Origin of the sequence: Verrucomicrobium sp. (assembly GCA_028283855.1) — a bacterium.
Taxonomy (GTDB): Bacteria; Verrucomicrobiota; Verrucomicrobiia; order Methylacidiphilales; family GAS474; genus GAS474.
In genome coordinates, this window is record JAPWJX010000002.1 from 1 (window position 1) to 14,632 (window position 14,632).

The window sequence follows — 14,632 nt, forward strand, 5'->3', positions numbered from 1 at the left end:
GCAGCTCGGCCGCGGGGACCTGGGCGATCTGCTGGGAGAGCTCGTCTGTCAGCTCGGGAAGCTCGCGGACCTTGATCTGCTTCAGGGTCACCTCGTAGCTGCCGGGCTTGTTCTTGAGGGCCTCGATGTCGATGTCTTCCGGGAAGGTGACGGTGATGGTGCGGGTCTCGCCCACGTTCATGCCGACGAGGGCCTGGGTGAAACCGGGCAGGAAGTAGTCGGGCCGGATGGCGATCCACTGGCCGTTGCCGGAGACGAGCTGGCGGGCCTCGGGAGCGACTTCGGAGAGGGGCTTGCCCTCGACGGTGCCGGCGTAGTCGATGACGGCGAAGTCATCTTCCGCCAGCGGGCGGGCGGGTGCGTCGACGAACTTGCCGTATTGGGAACGCATCGCGTCGATCGTCTCCTGCACCTCGGCGTCGGTGACCTCAACGGGCTGGGCCTTCACGGTCAGGCCTTTGTAGGCGGGGAGAGGGAATTCAGGGGCGATGTCGACCACGGTGGAGAAGCTCAGGGAGAGGCCCTGCTGGTAGCTGACGTCCTCCATGCTGGGGGAGCTGACGACCTGGAGGTTGCGCTTTTTGCAGGCCTCGCGGTAGGCCTTCGGGACCAGGGTGCGCTGCAGCTCGCTCTCGATCTCCTTCTGGTATTTCTTGAGGATGACGGCGCGGGGGGCCTTGCCGGGGCGGAAGCCGGGGATGCGGGCAAAGGAGGCGAACTCCTGGGCCACCTTGTCGAACTCGGCGTTGACCTCGTCGGCCGGAACTTCGACGCGGAGCCGCTTGCGGCAGGAGGAAATCTCTTCAATGGTCACGTTCATAGGAACTGGTCATTAAAGCGGGCCGCCGGGCCCGGGTCAATCCCCGGGTCCTTTATCAGCGCCAGGCTTCCTGGAAGAGGGACTTGGCGTTGTCGATGAAGGCGTGGATCTTGGCGTGGTCCTTGAAGCCCGCCGCGTCTTTCAGGCCGGAGTTGGCGTCGACGGCGAAGGGCTTCACCGCGTGGATGGCCTCCTGGACGTTCTCCGGCGTGAGGCCCCCGGCCAGGATGACGGGAATAGGATAGCGGCTGACGACGCGGCGGCTGATCGACCAGTCATGGACCATGCCGGTGCCGCCGATCTGGCCGGTCTCCGCGTTGAGGCTGTCGACGACGAAGCCGTCCACGAACTTGTAATAGGGTACGCCTGACTCGACGCTGGCCTCGTCGATGATGTGCAGGGACTTGAGGATGCGCAGGTGGGGGCGTTTGTCCCGGATGATTTGGAGTTCCGCCGGGGGAATTTGGCCGTGGAGCTGGAGGGTGTCGACGCAGGCCTCATCCACCAGGGGCAGGATCTCCTCCGCGCGGGAGAAGTGGGTCACCATGACCTTGCTGATGAAGGGGGGCAGGCGGCGGATGATCTCGGCGGCCTCCGCGGCGGAGATGAAATCGGTGCTGGTGTGGCGTTGGCCGACGAGGAAGCCGATGGAGTCGGCCCCCCAGCGGATGGCCGAGAAGGCGTCCTCCAGACGCTTAATGCCGCAAATTTTGACGCGAACCATGGCGGTGGGTTAGTCGGTGTCGGCGGTTTCCAGCTTGGCCCCGCCGCGTTGGTAGGCCTTGCAGATGCCGCGCTTGGATTCCCGTATGAAAGCAAGGAGCTTGCCGATTTCCGCCCCTTCCAAGTCGGCCTCGATCCGTTCCAGGGCCTGGGTGACGTTGAGGCCTTGCCGGTAAAGGAGGCTGAAGGCGCGGAAGATGTTGCGCCGGGCGGATTCCGGCAGGCCTGCCCGCCGCAGGCCGACTCGGTTGAGGCCGGAGACCTGGTTTAGCTCCGGCGACATGCAGTAGGGGGGCACGTCTTTTCCCACGGCGCTGCCGCCCCGGACGATGGCCAGCTCCCCGATGCGGACGAACTGGTGGACCACCGCGCCGCCGCCCATGAAGGCCCGGTCCTGCACCTCCACGTAACCCGCCAGAAGGACATTGTTGACGATGGTGGCGCGGTCGCCGATGCGGCAGTTGTGGCCGACGTGGCAGCCGGTCATGAGGAAGTTGTGGCTGCCGACGCGGGTCTCGCTCCCCGGCTTGGTGCCGCGGTGGAGAGTGGCGTATTCCCGGATGACGTTGTGGTCGCCAATGACGAGGCGGCTGGGGTTTTCCGGATCGGCCTTATAGGCGTGGTCCTGCGGCTCGGCCCCCAGAATGGCGCCGTAGCCGACTTGGTTCCCCTGCCCCAGCACGGTGCCGCCGGTGACGACGGCATGGGCGCGGATCTCGCAGCCGTCCCCGACGATGCACCCGGCGTCGACCACGGCCCCGGCACCGACGCGGACGTCCTTCCCCAGCCGGGCGGCCGGATCGACATGGGCGGAGGGATGGATCATAGGAGGCCGTGCTCCTTGAAGCTGAAGTAGGAGGCCGCGCCCAGGATGACGTGGTCCAGGAGCGGGATCTGCATGAGGGCGGCGGCCTCCGCGAAAATGCGGGTGACCTGGCGGTCGGCCACGGAGGGGCGGGGATCGCCGGAGGGGTGGTTGTGGGCCATGATGAGGGAGTGGGCGTTGCGGGCGACGGCCGCGCGCAGCCCCTCGCGCGGGTGGAAGAGGGATTCGTCGAGCAGCCCGCGGCTGATCTCCTCCACCGCGATGAGGCGGCGCTTGGCGTTGAGCAGGATGACGCGGATCGACTCGTGGGGCAAGAGGCGCATTTCGTCCCCCAGAAGGGCCTGGACTTGCTGCGGCGTCTCGATCGGCTGGGCGGCGGCCTCCGTCTGGGAAAAACGGGCCCCCAGGCCGAAGGCGGCGACGAGCTGGAGGGCCTTGGCCGGGCCGACTCCCTTGATTTTGGAAAGGTCGGCCACGCTGGCGCGGCCCAGGCTTTCCAGGCCGCCGAAGCGGTGCAGGATTTCCTCCCCGATCTGAAGGGCGGAGGCCCCCTCCCGCCCGGTGCGCAGAAGGATGGCGATAAGCTCGGAGGTCTTGAGCGCGGCGGCGCCGTGCTTTAGGAGGCGCTCGCGGGGGCGCTCCTCATCGGGCATCTCCCGGATCCGCTGGGCGGCGCTCATCATGACCGGCCACTATATAAGGTTGCAGCCGTCCTTTCAAGGACGGGGGCACCAGGGCGGTGACGAGGATCCGGTCCCCTTCATAGGAAAGCTCCAGGACGGTCCCTTCCCGGTGCAGCTCGGCGGCCAGGGAGGTTTCATGGTTCGGCAGGGAGAGGGAGACCTGGCAGCGCCGGGCGGAGAGCTGCCGGGCGATTTCCGCCAGGAGCGCCTCCACCCCCTCCCCGGTGGCGGCGGAAAGGGCGACGGCCTGGGGGTGCACCTCCAGGATGCGGCGAGCGGCTTCCGGGGCGGCTTCGTCGGTCTTGTTGAAGACGAGGATGACGGGCTTTTCGTGCGCGTCGATCTGCCTTAGGACATCCTGCACGGCGGCGATCTGCTGCTCGTATTGCGGGTGGGAGAAGTCGATGACGTGGAGGAGCAGGTCGGCCTCGCGGACTTCCTCCAGGGTCGCCTTGAAGGACTCGATCAGGTCGTGCGGCAGCTTCTTGATGAAGCCCACGGTGTCGGTCCACAGGACGCGCTGGCGGTCCGGCAGCTCGGCGACGCGGGTCGTCGGGTCTAGGGTGGCGAAGAGCTTGTCCTCCGCCAGGACGCCGGAGCGGGTGACGAGGTTGAAGAGGGTCGACTTGCCCGCGTTGGTGTAGCCGACCAGGGAGACGACGGGCCAGTTATGCCGCGCGCGGCCCTGCCGCTGGATGGAGCGGCGCTGGCGGACTTCCTGCAAGTCGCGCAGGAGGCGAGCGATCTTTTCCTGCACGCGGCGGCGGTCGACTTCCAGCTGCGTCTCGCCCGGGCCGCGGGTGCCGATGCCGCCGGACTGGCGGGAAAGGTGGGTCCACATGCGCGTCAGGCGCGGGAGGAGGTATTTGAGCTGGGCCAGCTCGATCTGGAGCTTGCCTTCCTTGGTCTTCGCCCGCTTGGCGAAGATGTCGAGGATCAGCTGCGTCCGGTCGATGATTTTACGCCCGACGACCTGCGCCAGGTTGCGGCTCTGGGCGGGGGAAAGCTCGTCGTCGAAGACGACGGCCTGGACCGACTTTTCCTTGCAGCGGTCGGAGATTTCCTGGGCCTTCCCCTTGCCGATATAGTAGGGGGCGGTGGGCTGCGGGAGGCGCTGGAGGACGGTCTCCTCCACGGTGCCGCCGGCGGTCTCCACCAGGGAGGCCAGCTCATGCAGGGAATCGATGGAATGGAAGTCGTCCTGAGGGACGCTCTGCCCCGTGCGTTCGAGGCCGACCAGAAGGGCCTTTTCCTGGGGGGAAGAGGGCGTGGTGGAAAAACCGTTCATGCAGCCGCGCGAAGGCGCGGAACGGTCACGCGGAGGCGTTCACCGGGAGCAATCATCAACGATTCCAATGTTGCCTCCCTTTTGAACCATGTCAACTGACGGCGCGCATATTGGCGCGTCTCGTCGACGATTTTTTGCCCCACGGCGGGCAGGTCTTGTTCCCGGGATCCGGCCTCGATCCAGGAGGCCAAAGAGCCATACCCCAGGGCGGGGCAGGCCCGCAGCGCCACGCCCCCCCTCTCCTTCAGGAGTGTCTCTACTTCACCCGCCCATCCGGCGGCCAGCATCGCCTCGACGCGGGCCGCGATGAGGGCGCGGAGGTCGTCCCGCTCCCGCTGTAGGAAGAAGGCGCGGTAACTGCCGGGCGGCAGGAGCGGCGGCGCCTGCTCCGCCTGCCAGGCGCGCAGGGAGCGGCCCGTGGCCTCGATCACTTCCAGGGCGCGCTGGACGCGGCGCGGGTTGTTCCAATCGAAGCCCTCCGGCTGGTCCGGGTCGAGGCGGCGGAGCCGTTCCCGGAGCGTCTGGGGGGGCAGCGCGGCCAGCTCCTGCCGCAGCGCGGGCGGCGCGGCGGGAGCGGGGCTGAGGCCCTGCGTCAAGGCGCGGAAATAAAGGCCGGTGCCGCCCACGACGTAGAGGGGCCGTCCTGCCTCTTGCTTGAGAAACGCGGCAGCCGCAGCCAGGTAGCGGGCGGTGTCGAAGCGTTCCCACCACGGCGCCAGGTCCAGGCCGCCATGGGGCACGCGGGCCCGTTCCGCCGCCGTCGGCTTGCCGGTGCCGATGTCGAGGCCCTGGTAGACCTGCATCGCGTCGAGGGAGAGGATCGCGCCGCCGTCTTCCTCCGCCAGGGCCTGGGCCAGGGCGCTCTTCCCCACGGCGGTGGGGCCGACGAGGAAGACGATCCGGGTCATTTCACTGAGCGGCGGCCGCCGTTCCGGCCGTCCGCAGGCGGTAGCGGACGGCGGCTTCCCGCAGGGCCGCGCCCAACTCGGCCTCCGGCTGGGCGAACTTCGGGCGGAACCAGGGGAAAAGGCCCATCAAATCGTGGACGACGAGGATCTGCCCGTCGCAGGCCTGGCCCGCGCCGATACCGATGGTGGGGATGGAAAGACGGCGGCTGACGGCCTCCGCCACGGCGGGGACGACCAGCTCCAGGACGACGGCGGAGGCGCCCGCCTCCTCCAGCGCGGCCGCGTCGGCCTCGATCCGCGCGGCCTCCTCCCCGTTCTTTCCTTTCACTCGGTAGCCGCCTTCTTCCCGGACCGACTGGGGGAGCATGCCGAGATGGCCGACAAGAGGGATGCCCGCGCCGACGATGGCCTTTACCTGCGGCAGGAAGTCGCGCCCGCCCTCCAGTTTCACCGCGTCGGCCCCCGCATCGACGAGGGCGCGGGCGGCGGCCAGTGCCTGGGCCGCGTCGCCGTAGGTGCGGTAGGGCAGGTCGGCGACGACGAAGGCTTCCTTCACCGCCCGGGCCACGGGACGGGTATGGTGGATCATGTCGGCCAGGGTCACGGAGGTCGTATCCTCATAGCCCAGGACGACCATGCCCAGGGAGTCGCCGACGAGGATGAACGGGATCCCCGCCTCATCCAGAAGACGGGCGGTGGGGTAATCGTACGCGGTCAAGGCGGCGATCTTTTCACCCCGCGCCTTCATGGCGCGCAGGTCGGAGGGGGTAATCTTAGAGGGCATGAAGAAGCTGGGAAATGGTGGAGGCCCGTCCGGGCAGGACCAGGTCAGGGACGATTTCGGAAAGCGGTTCCAGGACGAAGCGCCGATGGGCCATCCGGGGATGCGGGACGATCAGGTCCCCTTCCTCGATCCGCTCCTGGCCGAAGTAAAGGAGGTCCAGGTCGAGGGGCCGGGGCGCGTTGCGGACACTCTCCGTGCGGCCTTCTTCCCGCTCGAAGGTTTTAAGCCGCTCAAAAAGGGCTCGGGCGGTGCCGTCATAGTCGATCTCCGCCACGGCATTGAGGAAGGCGCCGGACTCTTCCGGGCAATCGACGGGGGCCGTCTCCACCACGGAAGAGGCGCGGAAATGGCCGCTGGAAAGGCTTTGCAGAAAGGCCATGCCGCGCGCGATGTGACGGGCGCGGTTGCCCAGGTTGGAGCCGAGTGCGATGCCCGCTTTCAAGGGGTTCTAAGATGCCACGATGAATCGCGGCGGAAAGAAGAATCTGGATAAGAATATATCATTAATAATCAACGCGTTAAGGTTAATTTCAGGATTCCATCCGTAACACCGGTTACCGTACTGCGTCTAATCTTTTATGAACGATGAAATCGGGGCTCCCAAGCCCGTCCATGTGATCCAATTGCAGGTGCCGACTCTTTCCCGCTCCGGAAAGGGAGTCGTCGCCGCGCTGTGCCTCGGCGCGGCCCTGGCCGCCGGATGGGCCTTAGGGCATCAGGCCTCTCCCGTTTCCGCTCCGTCCCAAACTCAAGCCGCCGCCGCGCCGGCTCCCGCCGTTCCCGCTCCGCAGGTCCAGCCCCCCGTGGCCGCGCCGCGTGACGCGACTCTCATTTACACCCCTGCCGTGGCCCCTTCCGTCATCCCCGCTCCGGCGGTCGTTGAAAAGGCCTCCTCCGTGACCGTCGTCGAGCCGGCGGCCACCGCCGCCATGCCGCCCACCGCGGCGGCGCCCGTGCCCGCGCAGCCCTCCTTGACGGCGAAGCAGCGGATGGCCGACGCCATCGAGAACCAGGCCGCGGCGACCGGACAAAGCACCTCGGAAGTGATCCAGTCGATCAACCCCACCTATTCCACGCCCGCTTCCGCGCCGACGAGTGTGACCGTGGCCGCGCCCGCCCCGGCGCCTGCGCCGACGGTCGTCGTCCAGCCGACGCCGGTCTATTATTATAGCCCCGCTTATTACGGGTATTACGGATACCGCCCGTATTGGGGCGGGCCCTATTACGGCCCCGGCTGGGGTTATCCCTATGGGGGCCCGACCGTGGGCATCGGCGTCGGCTTCCGCTTTGGCGGCGGCGGACACCATCACCACTAACGGCTAAAACCGGCCCTCTTTGGAAAGGACGGCGCGGTTGAGAAAGACGACCCGCACGTCCTTTCCATAGAAATAGACGAGGCCTGCCGCGCCGATCGTCTCACTGCTCTCCACGCGGTCCGGCTTGCCCAGGAGAGCCCGGACCTCCACCGGGCTCATGCCGGGGCGGACGCGGTCGAGATTCGCCTGCGTCGGCCCGAGGCAGGCGGTCAAAAGAAGGGCGGAAAGAAAGAGAACGCGGGCTCGCATCGGCGGAGGTAAAAAGGATAAGATCGGCGCGATGGCCAAGGAAATCCTTTTCATTTGCACGGGCAACTATTACCGCAGCCGCTTTGCCGAGGCGATGTTCAACCACGGGGCCGAGGCCCGCAACCTTCCCTGGCGCGCCTTTTCCCGCGGCCTGGCCATCCACCTGGTGCAGGACGCCCTTTCTCCCCACACGCACAAGGCGCTCCACGCGCGGCAGGTTCCCCTGCGCCACACCGCGCCCGACCGCCAGTCCCTGACGGAGTCCGACCTGAAGCGCGCCGCGCGGACGATCGCCCTTAAGCGGGTGGAGCACCTGCCGATGATGCAGGAGCAGTTCCCCGACTGGAGCGCGAAGATCAATTACTGGGAGGTGCACGACATTGACTTCATCTCCCCGGAGGAGGCGCTGCCGCAGATCGAGACGCTCGTTTCCTCCCTCCTGGACGAGCTGGAGAAGGGAAAATAGCGGCGGCGGGGTCCCATGCTGGACAGGCCGGGAGGGCTTTCCCTAGCTTCCTGTTTTTAACCGCATGACACCGACCGCCCTCGCCAATCCCGAAATCGCCTCCCTCATCCCCTACGAGCCGGGGAAACCGATCGACGACGTGGCGCGGGAGCTGGGCCTGGACCCCGCCTCCATCATCAAGCTGGCCTCCAACGAGAATCCCCTGGGCCCCTCCCCCCTGGCCGTCCAGGCCATGCAGGAGGCCCTGCCGAAACTCCACCTCTACCCGGACGGCGCGGTATGTACCGATGATCTGTTATCTCGTCGTAGCGTACCTTCGTTGGATCGCGCATCCGCTCAGCGAAGTGAACCGCCTCGCAGCCGGCCGACATCGCGCGTCCCTAGCCGGGCGCGCGGACAGCCCTCTGTGTCTTCGAATTGCCTGACGTTGCACGTCTCTCAGGAGAGATACCATGCGTTCCCCACACCTTGTTCTGCGTCCCTTCGGCATGCTCTGCGCAATGTTGATGTTCACCGCTGCCCCTGCAGGGCTGCTCACACAAAACGCGCAGACGACACAGTATGCCGAGCTTCCCGATACCCCGGCAGTGGACATGGAGCAACAACAGAGTACGAAGCCCCACAGTTCTCCGCAGCAACCTACGCAGATGCCTGACAAAGCTGAGAATCCCCCTGCTCCGACACCTCGCATTGCTACATGGCCAGAAGGTGATGCGCTCTCCGGCCGGTGGGGCGGGCTTCGTTCCGCGCTCATCAAGCGCGGGATCGAGCCATTCGTTTTCTACACGGCGATCGGCTCCGGTAATCCTCGAGGTGGTTATAGCCAGGGGCACGTGACTGCAGTGGATGACTTCTACATGGGCGTGCGGCTGGACCTGACAACCCTGGTGCATTGGCCCGGGGCAACGCTGACCATAAGCGGTGTGAATCGCGATGGACGTGGGCTGACGAATGAGTACATCAAGAGCCAATACAACGTACAGCAGACGGTAGGCGGGCAAAGCCTGTTCTTCTATCAGCTTGTGCTGAAGCAGAAGTTTGACCATGACCACATGTTCTTCAAGATCGGGCGCTTCTCCGCTTCGGATGATCTGAACGCTTCGCCCATCTACGGGCTGTATGTGAATAACGGCATCGATGGCGATATCCGCAACGTGCTGTTTGATACGCAATCTTCGGCGTACCCCTTTTCGACGTGGGCTGCGCTGTATCGCGGCGACTTCAAGCATGGCGTGAACCTTCAGGTGGGCGTGTATCAGACATGGAGCGACATCTTCAACTCGCAGACCAACGGCGTCGACTGGACATTTCATAAGGGCGACGGCATCATGTGGCGATGTCTCAACTCGGCGTCACAAGACACACCTGTAAAGCGCGGCTGTCTGTGCTGAGCCAGACGCTTCAGAACGCAACAGCAAGCAGTGAACACCAGCACCCCGAGGGACGCCTTGAGGGACACTACTGGCTTGGCACGACGTACTCCCCGTGGAAGGGCTACAAACAGTTCAACTCGACAGAGCTGGCGTCGAACTCCTACGGCTTTTAGGGCACACGCCGATCAACGCAGTGTGGGAGCGTAGCCCGGGAAGCAAGCAGAACCTCATGGTGTGGGGAACGTTCGGGTATTACCCCCAGCAGAACATTTCGATTGTGCCACTTCAATTTACGCTGGGCGTAGTCGATCAGGGACGCATCCGCAGCCGCCCGGATGACAAGACGATGGTGCGCATTATTTACGGACACTTCAGCCGCGACTACGCAAAGGAGCCAGATCGCCGCAGGCTCAGGCGATCCAAGCTATGAGGCTGTCTTCGAGGTGGGACATCGCGTGCAGGCCACGAAGTTCTTCTTTGCACAGCCGGATTTGCAGTGGGTGGTACGGCCATCGGGAACAGGCCGCTATCGCAACGCGATTGCGGCTGGCATGGAAATTGGAGCCACGTTCTGGCGGCTCCCTCTATTGTGCGAGATTCGACGCCAGAAATTTTGGGCTGACGTTGCGCGCAGGGTATCTCATAGCCAAAACGAGATTTTTATCTGTCCAACGACAGAGGCTCATCCGTTATATGCTTGCGTGTGAATCAGAGCACGCTTTTCATTGGCTAGTCTGTTAGAGATTCGCCTGCAACGGTACTCTCACTGAGACGAAGCGGACTGTAAGCCTCTTCGCCAACGCACCCCCCTTTGGGAACTACATGATGTTGGGCCAATGGTCATACGTTCGTAAGAATGCTTTCGGAATCCTTTCTCTTTTGACCGTTGCTGTGAGCATGACGCCCGTCTCTGCCGCGCAAGAGACTCTCGCACAGGCGCTCAAGCAGAAGTACCGTCTTACGGAGATCAATTCACAGGGGGTAGTGGCTAACCCGGGAACCGTCCTGACGATCGAGGCAGATGGCATTAACGCCGAACCGTACCCGACGATGATCACCTTTGAAAATCCCGTGGTCGAAGGACAAGTGAAGCAACGCTCGAAGGGCTTCGGCTTTTCTCAAGAGCTCAAACTTGCAAATTCTGCAACCCGGCCAGAAGGTTTATATCACCAAGATCAACGAGGACATTCAGGGAAAGGAAGATTCTCTGAAGGTCACCATCCTGACGACCGATGCGGTTGTGGCCACCTATACGAACGGCACCTATGGCGGTCGCTACCAGACGGCAAAGAGGTATTCCACGACTCTGGCCTTCAAGGAACCCAAAGGAACGCTTTCAAAGATGTCTGAGAAGGAGGCGTCCGAGATGATCGGAGCCATCCTGTCGTTCAATCCTGCTGACCAGGGACGGGGGCGTGCTGCTGGTGTCGTGGCGCGCTCGTGTGAGCCCAACTGCGCTGTTTCGGCTACGACGGGTGAAACCATCGGCAGCGCACAGGCCGCAGCAATCCGCACCTCCGACCGTTGCTCTGGGGCAGACGATTCGTCAGGTTACGGCGAGCATACACGGGAGCACCCAAGCAGATTGTGGATCTTGGTTCAAAAATCTATACCTATCCCGACATGGTACTCTTCATCGACGGCAAGGTTAGCGATGTGAAGTAAAGCTAAGACAACGAGTAACGATGTTGAGGGACTCGCGGTCATAGAGATTCGATCCCAACTCACAAAGTCGCGGCTCCCTGAAACTGGGGCCGCGACTGTTCCCTTAAAGCCCTCGCGAAGCTTGGCGCACAGCCTTTGGCTCCGCATGGATCAACGCGTTTGTTCGCGGGGTAGCGTGGGGCTCGGACGCCGAGTGAGCAAACAAGAATCTCGAATTTTACGGTTGACACTCGCAACAATCCACTACCCTATGGTTGTGGATACTCTGAACACAACGTTCGCGGCTCTGTCCGACCCGACCCGTCGAGCCATGATCGAACGGCTCTCTCACGGGCCTGCATCCGTGCGCGGATTGACGGAGCCGTTTGCGCTCTCGCAGCAGATGATTTCGAAACATATCGCCTACCTGGTGCGGGCGCGGATTGTGATCAAGACGAAGCGTGGACGGGAGAGTGTGTGCACGCTCAGGCCGGAGGCGATCAAGACGGTCAGCGACTGGGCGATCAGCTATCACCGGTTCTGGGAAGAGAGTTTCGACAAGCTGGATGTGGTTCTAAATCAGATGAAGAAAGCGGAGGTCGGATATGACAAAAAACGCGGGTAATGAAGCAGAACGGATGACGATTACACGGGTTTTTGATGCCCCACGCGAACTGGTTTGGAAGGCGTGGACAGACCCGAAGTACGTGATGCAGTGGTGGGGGCCAAAGGGCTTTACTGCGCCCGTTTGCCAGATGGATTTTCGCGTGGGAGGAAAACTTCTCTGCTGCATGAGAACGCCGGATGGGCAGGAGTTCTGGAATGCGGTTGAATACCACGAGATTGTTCTGCACGAGAAGATCGTTTCCTTGATGTACTTTTCCGACTGCAGAAGGGAAACAAAATCGATCCGGAGCAATTAGGGATCGAACATGAAGCCATAGCAGATGCATACGATGTGACGCTATTTGAGGATCTCGGAAACGGCCAGACGAAACTGACCTTCATCGGTAATGAACCCATGGAGAGCGCAAAAGAAAGCGGACAGGTTGAGGGCTGGAACCAGATACTCGATAAGTTTGCTGCAGTGGTTGCAGAGTTAGCCCAGGCGAAATAAGGATGTCGGCGGGGCCCGGGTAAACGGGCCTCTCGTCGTCTGGCCCTGCACTTCTCGATCGCTCGCCGCGTGGGCAATTCGATAGGTAGGTATCGAGAATTGGGGTCTCAATGAGGTTTGCCTCTCGGGACTTACACCTCTGGCGGCAGTGCGGACTGGGTTCTCTCTATGGAGGACGTCCGCTGGCAGCGAGGAGAGATCGTCGCCGCCTGAGGGCTCAGCCTGGGGGTAAGAACAGTGCAACAACAAAAAGGACCTGAGAAGGAAGGCAGGAGGTCTGGAGCGGAAAGACTGGAGCGGGAGACCGGGATCGAACCGGCGACATTCAGCTTGGGAAGCTGACGTTCTGCCACTGAACTACTCCCGCTCAGTGTGCCGATTATAGGGCCAGCTTCGGCGGAGGCTCAACCCCTGTCGGCGTCAAAGCAGGCAATTGTCTCGTCCATAGTTTTGGAGAGAACGATGCAGAAGAGATGTGCGCTTTACGCCGCGGGAGTTTTGCTGTTTGGGCTGTCGGCTGGGACGGCGGTGGCGCAGCGGCGGCACCATGAGAGCGATACGGCACGTCCGGTAGCGCCATGCTTTGATCCGGGCGATCGCAGCGAGGTACGGCTCTGGGACGGGGCCGCTCCAGGAGCCAGCGGCGACGATCCCTGCCGGGACATTCCCTTCCTACGCGTCTTCCCCGCTGCCCGGGCGAACAACGCTTCCCCGGCGATTCTCGTCATGCCGGGTGGGGGCTATGATCGGCTGACCAATGAGAAAGAACAGGAGCCCGTCGCGGAGTACTTTTCCAAACGACTCGGCGTGACCACGTTCCTCGTCTACTACCGGCTGGTGCAGAAGGACGGGACGTACCGGTATCCGGTGCCGATGTGGGATGGGCAGAGGGCGATCAAGCTGGTTCGCTCCCGGGCCACGCAGTTTGGGATCGATCCGGAGAAGCTGGGGCTGTTCGGTTTCTCGGCGGGCGGGCATCTGGCGTCTACGCTGACGCTACACAGCGCGAGCGACTTCGGCCTGCCGACGCATGATGGGGTCGATGCCGAAAGCGGACGACCAACGCTGCTTGGGCTGGGCTATCCGGTCATTTCCATGGATCCAAAGCAGTTTGCAGCGACCAACTCGCATAACCATCTACTGACCGGGTACAGAGGACATGAACTCGATCGACTCGAGACCTATCTTTCCGGACAGGAAAACGTGAAGCCGAGCACGGTACCAGTGTTTTTGTTCGAGAGCATGGATGATGCCCGTATCAGCCCGCAGAACAGCGTTCTGTTCGGCGAGGCATTACAGGCGGCGCATGTTCCGGCACAGGTGAAACTGTTCGCACACGGCAGGCATGGTGCGGGGCTGGCTACGGATGAGCCGGAAGAGAGCGCATGGCCGGAGATGTTCCATCGCTGGCTGGTGACGCAGGGGTTTCTGGCGCGCTAGGCTGCGCTGTGCGGACAGGAGTGAGGATGTGATTGGAGTTTGTATGGTGGAGCTGAGCGGGATCGAACCGCTGACCTCCTCGTTGCGAACGAGGCGCTCTCCCAACTGAGCTACAGCCCCATACCTCAGGCTGGATTCGCACGAGCGGCGCTCACAACCTGCTACGTTGCCTAGTCTAGCAGGAGAGCGCGTTCGGCTCAACGGCCTTTTGGGATGCGGATGACGCGTGAACTTTCGCAACAGCTCTCCCGTATAGGTGTTGGAAGCATCGAAGTGGATAGTGACATTGGCAGTGACGCAGTAGAGAGGAATTCTGATGACACCGCAAGAGTTGCAGATGATCGACGGCCTTATCAGCCGCATTCGCCGTACCCCGCTTACCGACCGCGATCCTGATGCCGCAGCCCACCTACAACAGGGACTCGGAGGAAATCCGGACGCGCTGTATATCCTGGCACAAACCGTTCTGGTGCAGCAGCACTCGCTGGAACAGGCGCACGCGCAGTTGGAGCAGATGGAGAGTCAGCTCGAGCAGTCGCAGCCGCCTGCTGCAGCGACCGGGCAGTATGTGAATCAGAGTGCGGCTCCTGCACAGCCGCAGTCGCAGGGCGGAGGCAACTGGCTGAGCCGTTTCTTTGGGACCGGCGATCAGACGCAGCCGCCGGCGAATCCCGCGCAGCAGGGGTATCAGCAGCAGGCTCCCTATGGGCAGTCCCCTGCCGGTTATCCCGCATCCGGCCAGCCGGGGTATGGCGCGCCTCCGCCGCCGTATCAGCCGGTAAATGTGCCGCAGGGTTCGCCGTACGGCAGCCCATATGGCGGTGCTCCGCAGGGCTATCCTCAGCAGGGTTACCCACAGCAAGGCTACCCGCAAGCCGGCTATGGGACTCCGCAGACCTGGGGGCAACAGCCGATCGGGCGGTGGCGGAAGTTTTCTGCGTACAGCCGCCCAGACGGCAGCAGGCGTTGCGGCCGGAGAGTTACTGTTCAACGGG

The 14,632-nt window shown here is 63.3% G+C and carries 17 protein-coding genes and 2 tRNA genes; 8 read left to right on the forward strand and 11 right to left on the reverse strand.

Features of this window, described 5'->3' with window-relative positions; all coding sequences use genetic code 11:
* From tig to folK, 8 genes are all read right to left on the reverse strand, one after another.
* Positions 1 to 820: trigger factor (tig, locus tag PW734_01265; protein ID MDE1169833.1), on the reverse strand; the 820-nt coding region annotated here is incomplete at its 3' end.
* A 55-nt stretch (positions 821 to 875) separates the two neighbouring features.
* Positions 876 to 1,544, reverse strand: coding sequence for a phosphoribosylanthranilate isomerase (locus tag PW734_01270; GenBank protein ID MDE1169834.1), 669 nt, complete (start codon positions 1,542 to 1,544; stop codon positions 876 to 878).
* A 9-nt stretch (positions 1,545 to 1,553) separates the two neighbouring features.
* Entirely contained in the window at positions 1,554 to 2,369 is an 816-nt protein-coding gene (gene lpxA / locus PW734_01275; GenBank protein MDE1169835.1) for an acyl-ACP--UDP-N-acetylglucosamine O-acyltransferase, read from the reverse strand.
* A complete protein-coding gene (gene radC, locus PW734_01280) occupies positions 2,366 to 3,052 on the reverse strand; it encodes a DNA repair protein RadC (protein MDE1169836.1) in 687 nt (228 codons plus the stop codon). The genes lpxA and radC overlap by 4 nt, the downstream gene beginning before the upstream one ends.
* Complete coding sequence (gene hflX, locus PW734_01285; protein ID MDE1169837.1) at positions 3,012 to 4,340, reverse strand: GTPase HflX; 1,329 nt, start codon at positions 4,338 to 4,340, stop codon at positions 3,012 to 3,014. Before hflX ends, radC begins: the two co-directional genes overlap by 41 nt.
* Complete coding sequence (gene miaA / locus PW734_01290) at positions 4,337 to 5,248, reverse strand: tRNA (adenosine(37)-N6)-dimethylallyltransferase MiaA (protein ID MDE1169838.1); 912 nt, start codon at positions 5,246 to 5,248, stop codon at positions 4,337 to 4,339. The genes hflX and miaA overlap by 4 nt, the downstream gene beginning before the upstream one ends.
* Position 5,249: 1 nt before the next feature.
* On the reverse strand, positions 5,250 to 6,032 hold the full coding sequence (gene panB, locus PW734_01295) for a 3-methyl-2-oxobutanoate hydroxymethyltransferase (protein ID MDE1169839.1): 783 nt from the start codon (positions 6,030 to 6,032) through the stop codon (positions 5,250 to 5,252).
* Positions 6,022 to 6,474, reverse strand: coding sequence for a 2-amino-4-hydroxy-6-hydroxymethyldihydropteridine diphosphokinase (gene folK / locus PW734_01300; GenBank protein MDE1169840.1), 453 nt, complete (start codon positions 6,472 to 6,474; stop codon positions 6,022 to 6,024). Before folK ends, panB begins: the two co-directional genes overlap by 11 nt.
* Before the next feature lie 136 nt (positions 6,475 to 6,610).
* On the opposite strand from folK, the gene PW734_01305 reads away from it, so the two are divergent.
* Positions 6,611 to 7,348, forward strand: a complete 738-nt coding sequence (locus tag PW734_01305; protein MDE1169841.1) for a hypothetical protein — start codon at positions 6,611 to 6,613, stop codon at positions 7,346 to 7,348.
* Positions 7,349 to 7,351: 3 nt separating this feature from the next.
* Here the strand turns inward: PW734_01305 and bamE are convergent, their stop codons facing one another.
* Positions 7,352 to 7,597: an outer membrane protein assembly factor BamE gene (gene bamE, locus PW734_01310; protein ID MDE1169842.1), complete on the reverse strand. Its 246-nt coding sequence runs from the start codon at positions 7,595 to 7,597 to the stop codon at positions 7,352 to 7,354.
* 31 nt (positions 7,598 to 7,628) lie between these two features.
* Here bamE and PW734_01315 point away from each other — a divergent pair, with 31 nt between their 5' ends.
* The 5 genes from PW734_01315 to PW734_01335 all read left to right on the forward strand — a co-directional run bounded on the left by PW734_01315 (position 7,629) and on the right by PW734_01335 (position 12,003).
* Complete coding sequence (locus tag PW734_01315) at positions 7,629 to 8,063, forward strand: hypothetical protein (protein MDE1169843.1); 435 nt, start codon at positions 7,629 to 7,631, stop codon at positions 8,061 to 8,063.
* A 452-nt stretch (positions 8,064 to 8,515) separates the two neighbouring features.
* Complete coding sequence (locus PW734_01320; protein MDE1169844.1) at positions 8,516 to 9,454, forward strand: carbohydrate porin; 939 nt, start codon at positions 8,516 to 8,518, stop codon at positions 9,452 to 9,454.
* Positions 9,455 to 10,568: 1,114 nt separating this feature from the next.
* On the forward strand, positions 10,569 to 11,096 hold the full coding sequence (locus tag PW734_01325; protein ID MDE1169845.1) for a hypothetical protein: 528 nt from the start codon (positions 10,569 to 10,571) through the stop codon (positions 11,094 to 11,096).
* Between the two features lie 255 nt (positions 11,097 to 11,351).
* On the forward strand, positions 11,352 to 11,705 hold the full coding sequence (locus PW734_01330) for a metalloregulator ArsR/SmtB family transcription factor (GenBank protein MDE1169846.1): 354 nt from the start codon (positions 11,352 to 11,354) through the stop codon (positions 11,703 to 11,705).
* The gene (locus tag PW734_01335; GenBank protein ID MDE1169847.1) at positions 11,686 to 12,003 is read left to right on the forward strand and encodes an SRPBCC domain-containing protein; all 318 of its coding nucleotides are present in this window, start codon (positions 11,686 to 11,688) and stop codon (positions 12,001 to 12,003) included. Before PW734_01330 ends, PW734_01335 begins: the two co-directional genes overlap by 20 nt.
* Positions 12,004 to 12,489: 486 nt before the next feature.
* On the opposite strand, the gene PW734_01340 is transcribed toward PW734_01335, so the two are convergent.
* Positions 12,490 to 12,564 (reverse strand) — tRNA-Gly (locus tag PW734_01340).
* A gap of 95 nt (positions 12,565 to 12,659) precedes the next feature.
* Between PW734_01340 and PW734_01345 the strand changes: the two genes are divergently transcribed.
* Entirely contained in the window at positions 12,660 to 13,637 is a 978-nt protein-coding gene (locus PW734_01345) for an alpha/beta hydrolase (protein MDE1169848.1), read from the forward strand.
* A 44-nt stretch (positions 13,638 to 13,681) separates the two neighbouring features.
* Here the strand turns inward: PW734_01345 and PW734_01350 are convergent.
* Positions 13,682 to 13,757: transfer RNA gene (locus tag PW734_01350), tRNA-Ala, on the reverse strand.
* A 217-nt stretch (positions 13,758 to 13,974) separates the two neighbouring features.
* Here PW734_01350 and PW734_01355 point away from each other — a divergent pair.
* On the forward strand, positions 13,975 to 14,632 hold a 658-nt coding region (locus PW734_01355), incomplete at its 3' end, for a DUF2076 family protein (protein MDE1169849.1).

Excerpts from the sequence above, each read along its gene's own strand:
- PW734_01305 (MDE1169841.1), top strand. The coding sequence starts at position 6,611 with ATGAACGATGAAATCGGGGCTCCCAAGCCCGTCCATGTGATCCAATTG.
- panB (MDE1169839.1), bottom strand. The coding sequence starts at position 6,032 with ATGCCCTCTAAGATTACCCCCTCCGACCTGCGCGCCATGAAGGCGCGG.
- lpxA (MDE1169835.1), bottom strand. The coding sequence starts at position 2,369 with ATGATCCATCCCTCCGCCCATGTCGATCCGGCCGCCCGGCTGGGGAAG.
- PW734_01335 (MDE1169847.1), top strand. The coding sequence starts at position 11,686 with ATGACAAAAAACGCGGGTAATGAAGCAGAACGGATGACGATTACACGG.
- bamE (MDE1169842.1), bottom strand. The coding sequence starts at position 7,597 with ATGCGAGCCCGCGTTCTCTTTCTTTCCGCCCTTCTTTTGACCGCCTGC.
- PW734_01320 (MDE1169844.1), top strand. The coding sequence starts at position 8,516 with ATGCGTTCCCCACACCTTGTTCTGCGTCCCTTCGGCATGCTCTGCGCA.
- PW734_01270 (MDE1169834.1), bottom strand. The coding sequence starts at position 1,544 with ATGGTTCGCGTCAAAATTTGCGGCATTAAGCGTCTGGAGGACGCCTTC.
- PW734_01315 (MDE1169843.1), top strand. The coding sequence starts at position 7,629 with ATGGCCAAGGAAATCCTTTTCATTTGCACGGGCAACTATTACCGCAGC.
- miaA (MDE1169838.1), bottom strand. The coding sequence starts at position 5,248 with ATGACCCGGATCGTCTTCCTCGTCGGCCCCACCGCCGTGGGGAAGAGC.
- PW734_01330 (MDE1169846.1), top strand. The coding sequence starts at position 11,352 with ATGGTTGTGGATACTCTGAACACAACGTTCGCGGCTCTGTCCGACCCG.
- PW734_01345 (MDE1169848.1), top strand. The coding sequence starts at position 12,660 with ATGCAGAAGAGATGTGCGCTTTACGCCGCGGGAGTTTTGCTGTTTGGG.
- hflX (MDE1169837.1), bottom strand. The coding sequence starts at position 4,340 with ATGAACGGTTTTTCCACCACGCCCTCTTCCCCCCAGGAAAAGGCCCTT.
- radC (MDE1169836.1), bottom strand. The coding sequence starts at position 3,052 with ATGATGAGCGCCGCCCAGCGGATCCGGGAGATGCCCGATGAGGAGCGC.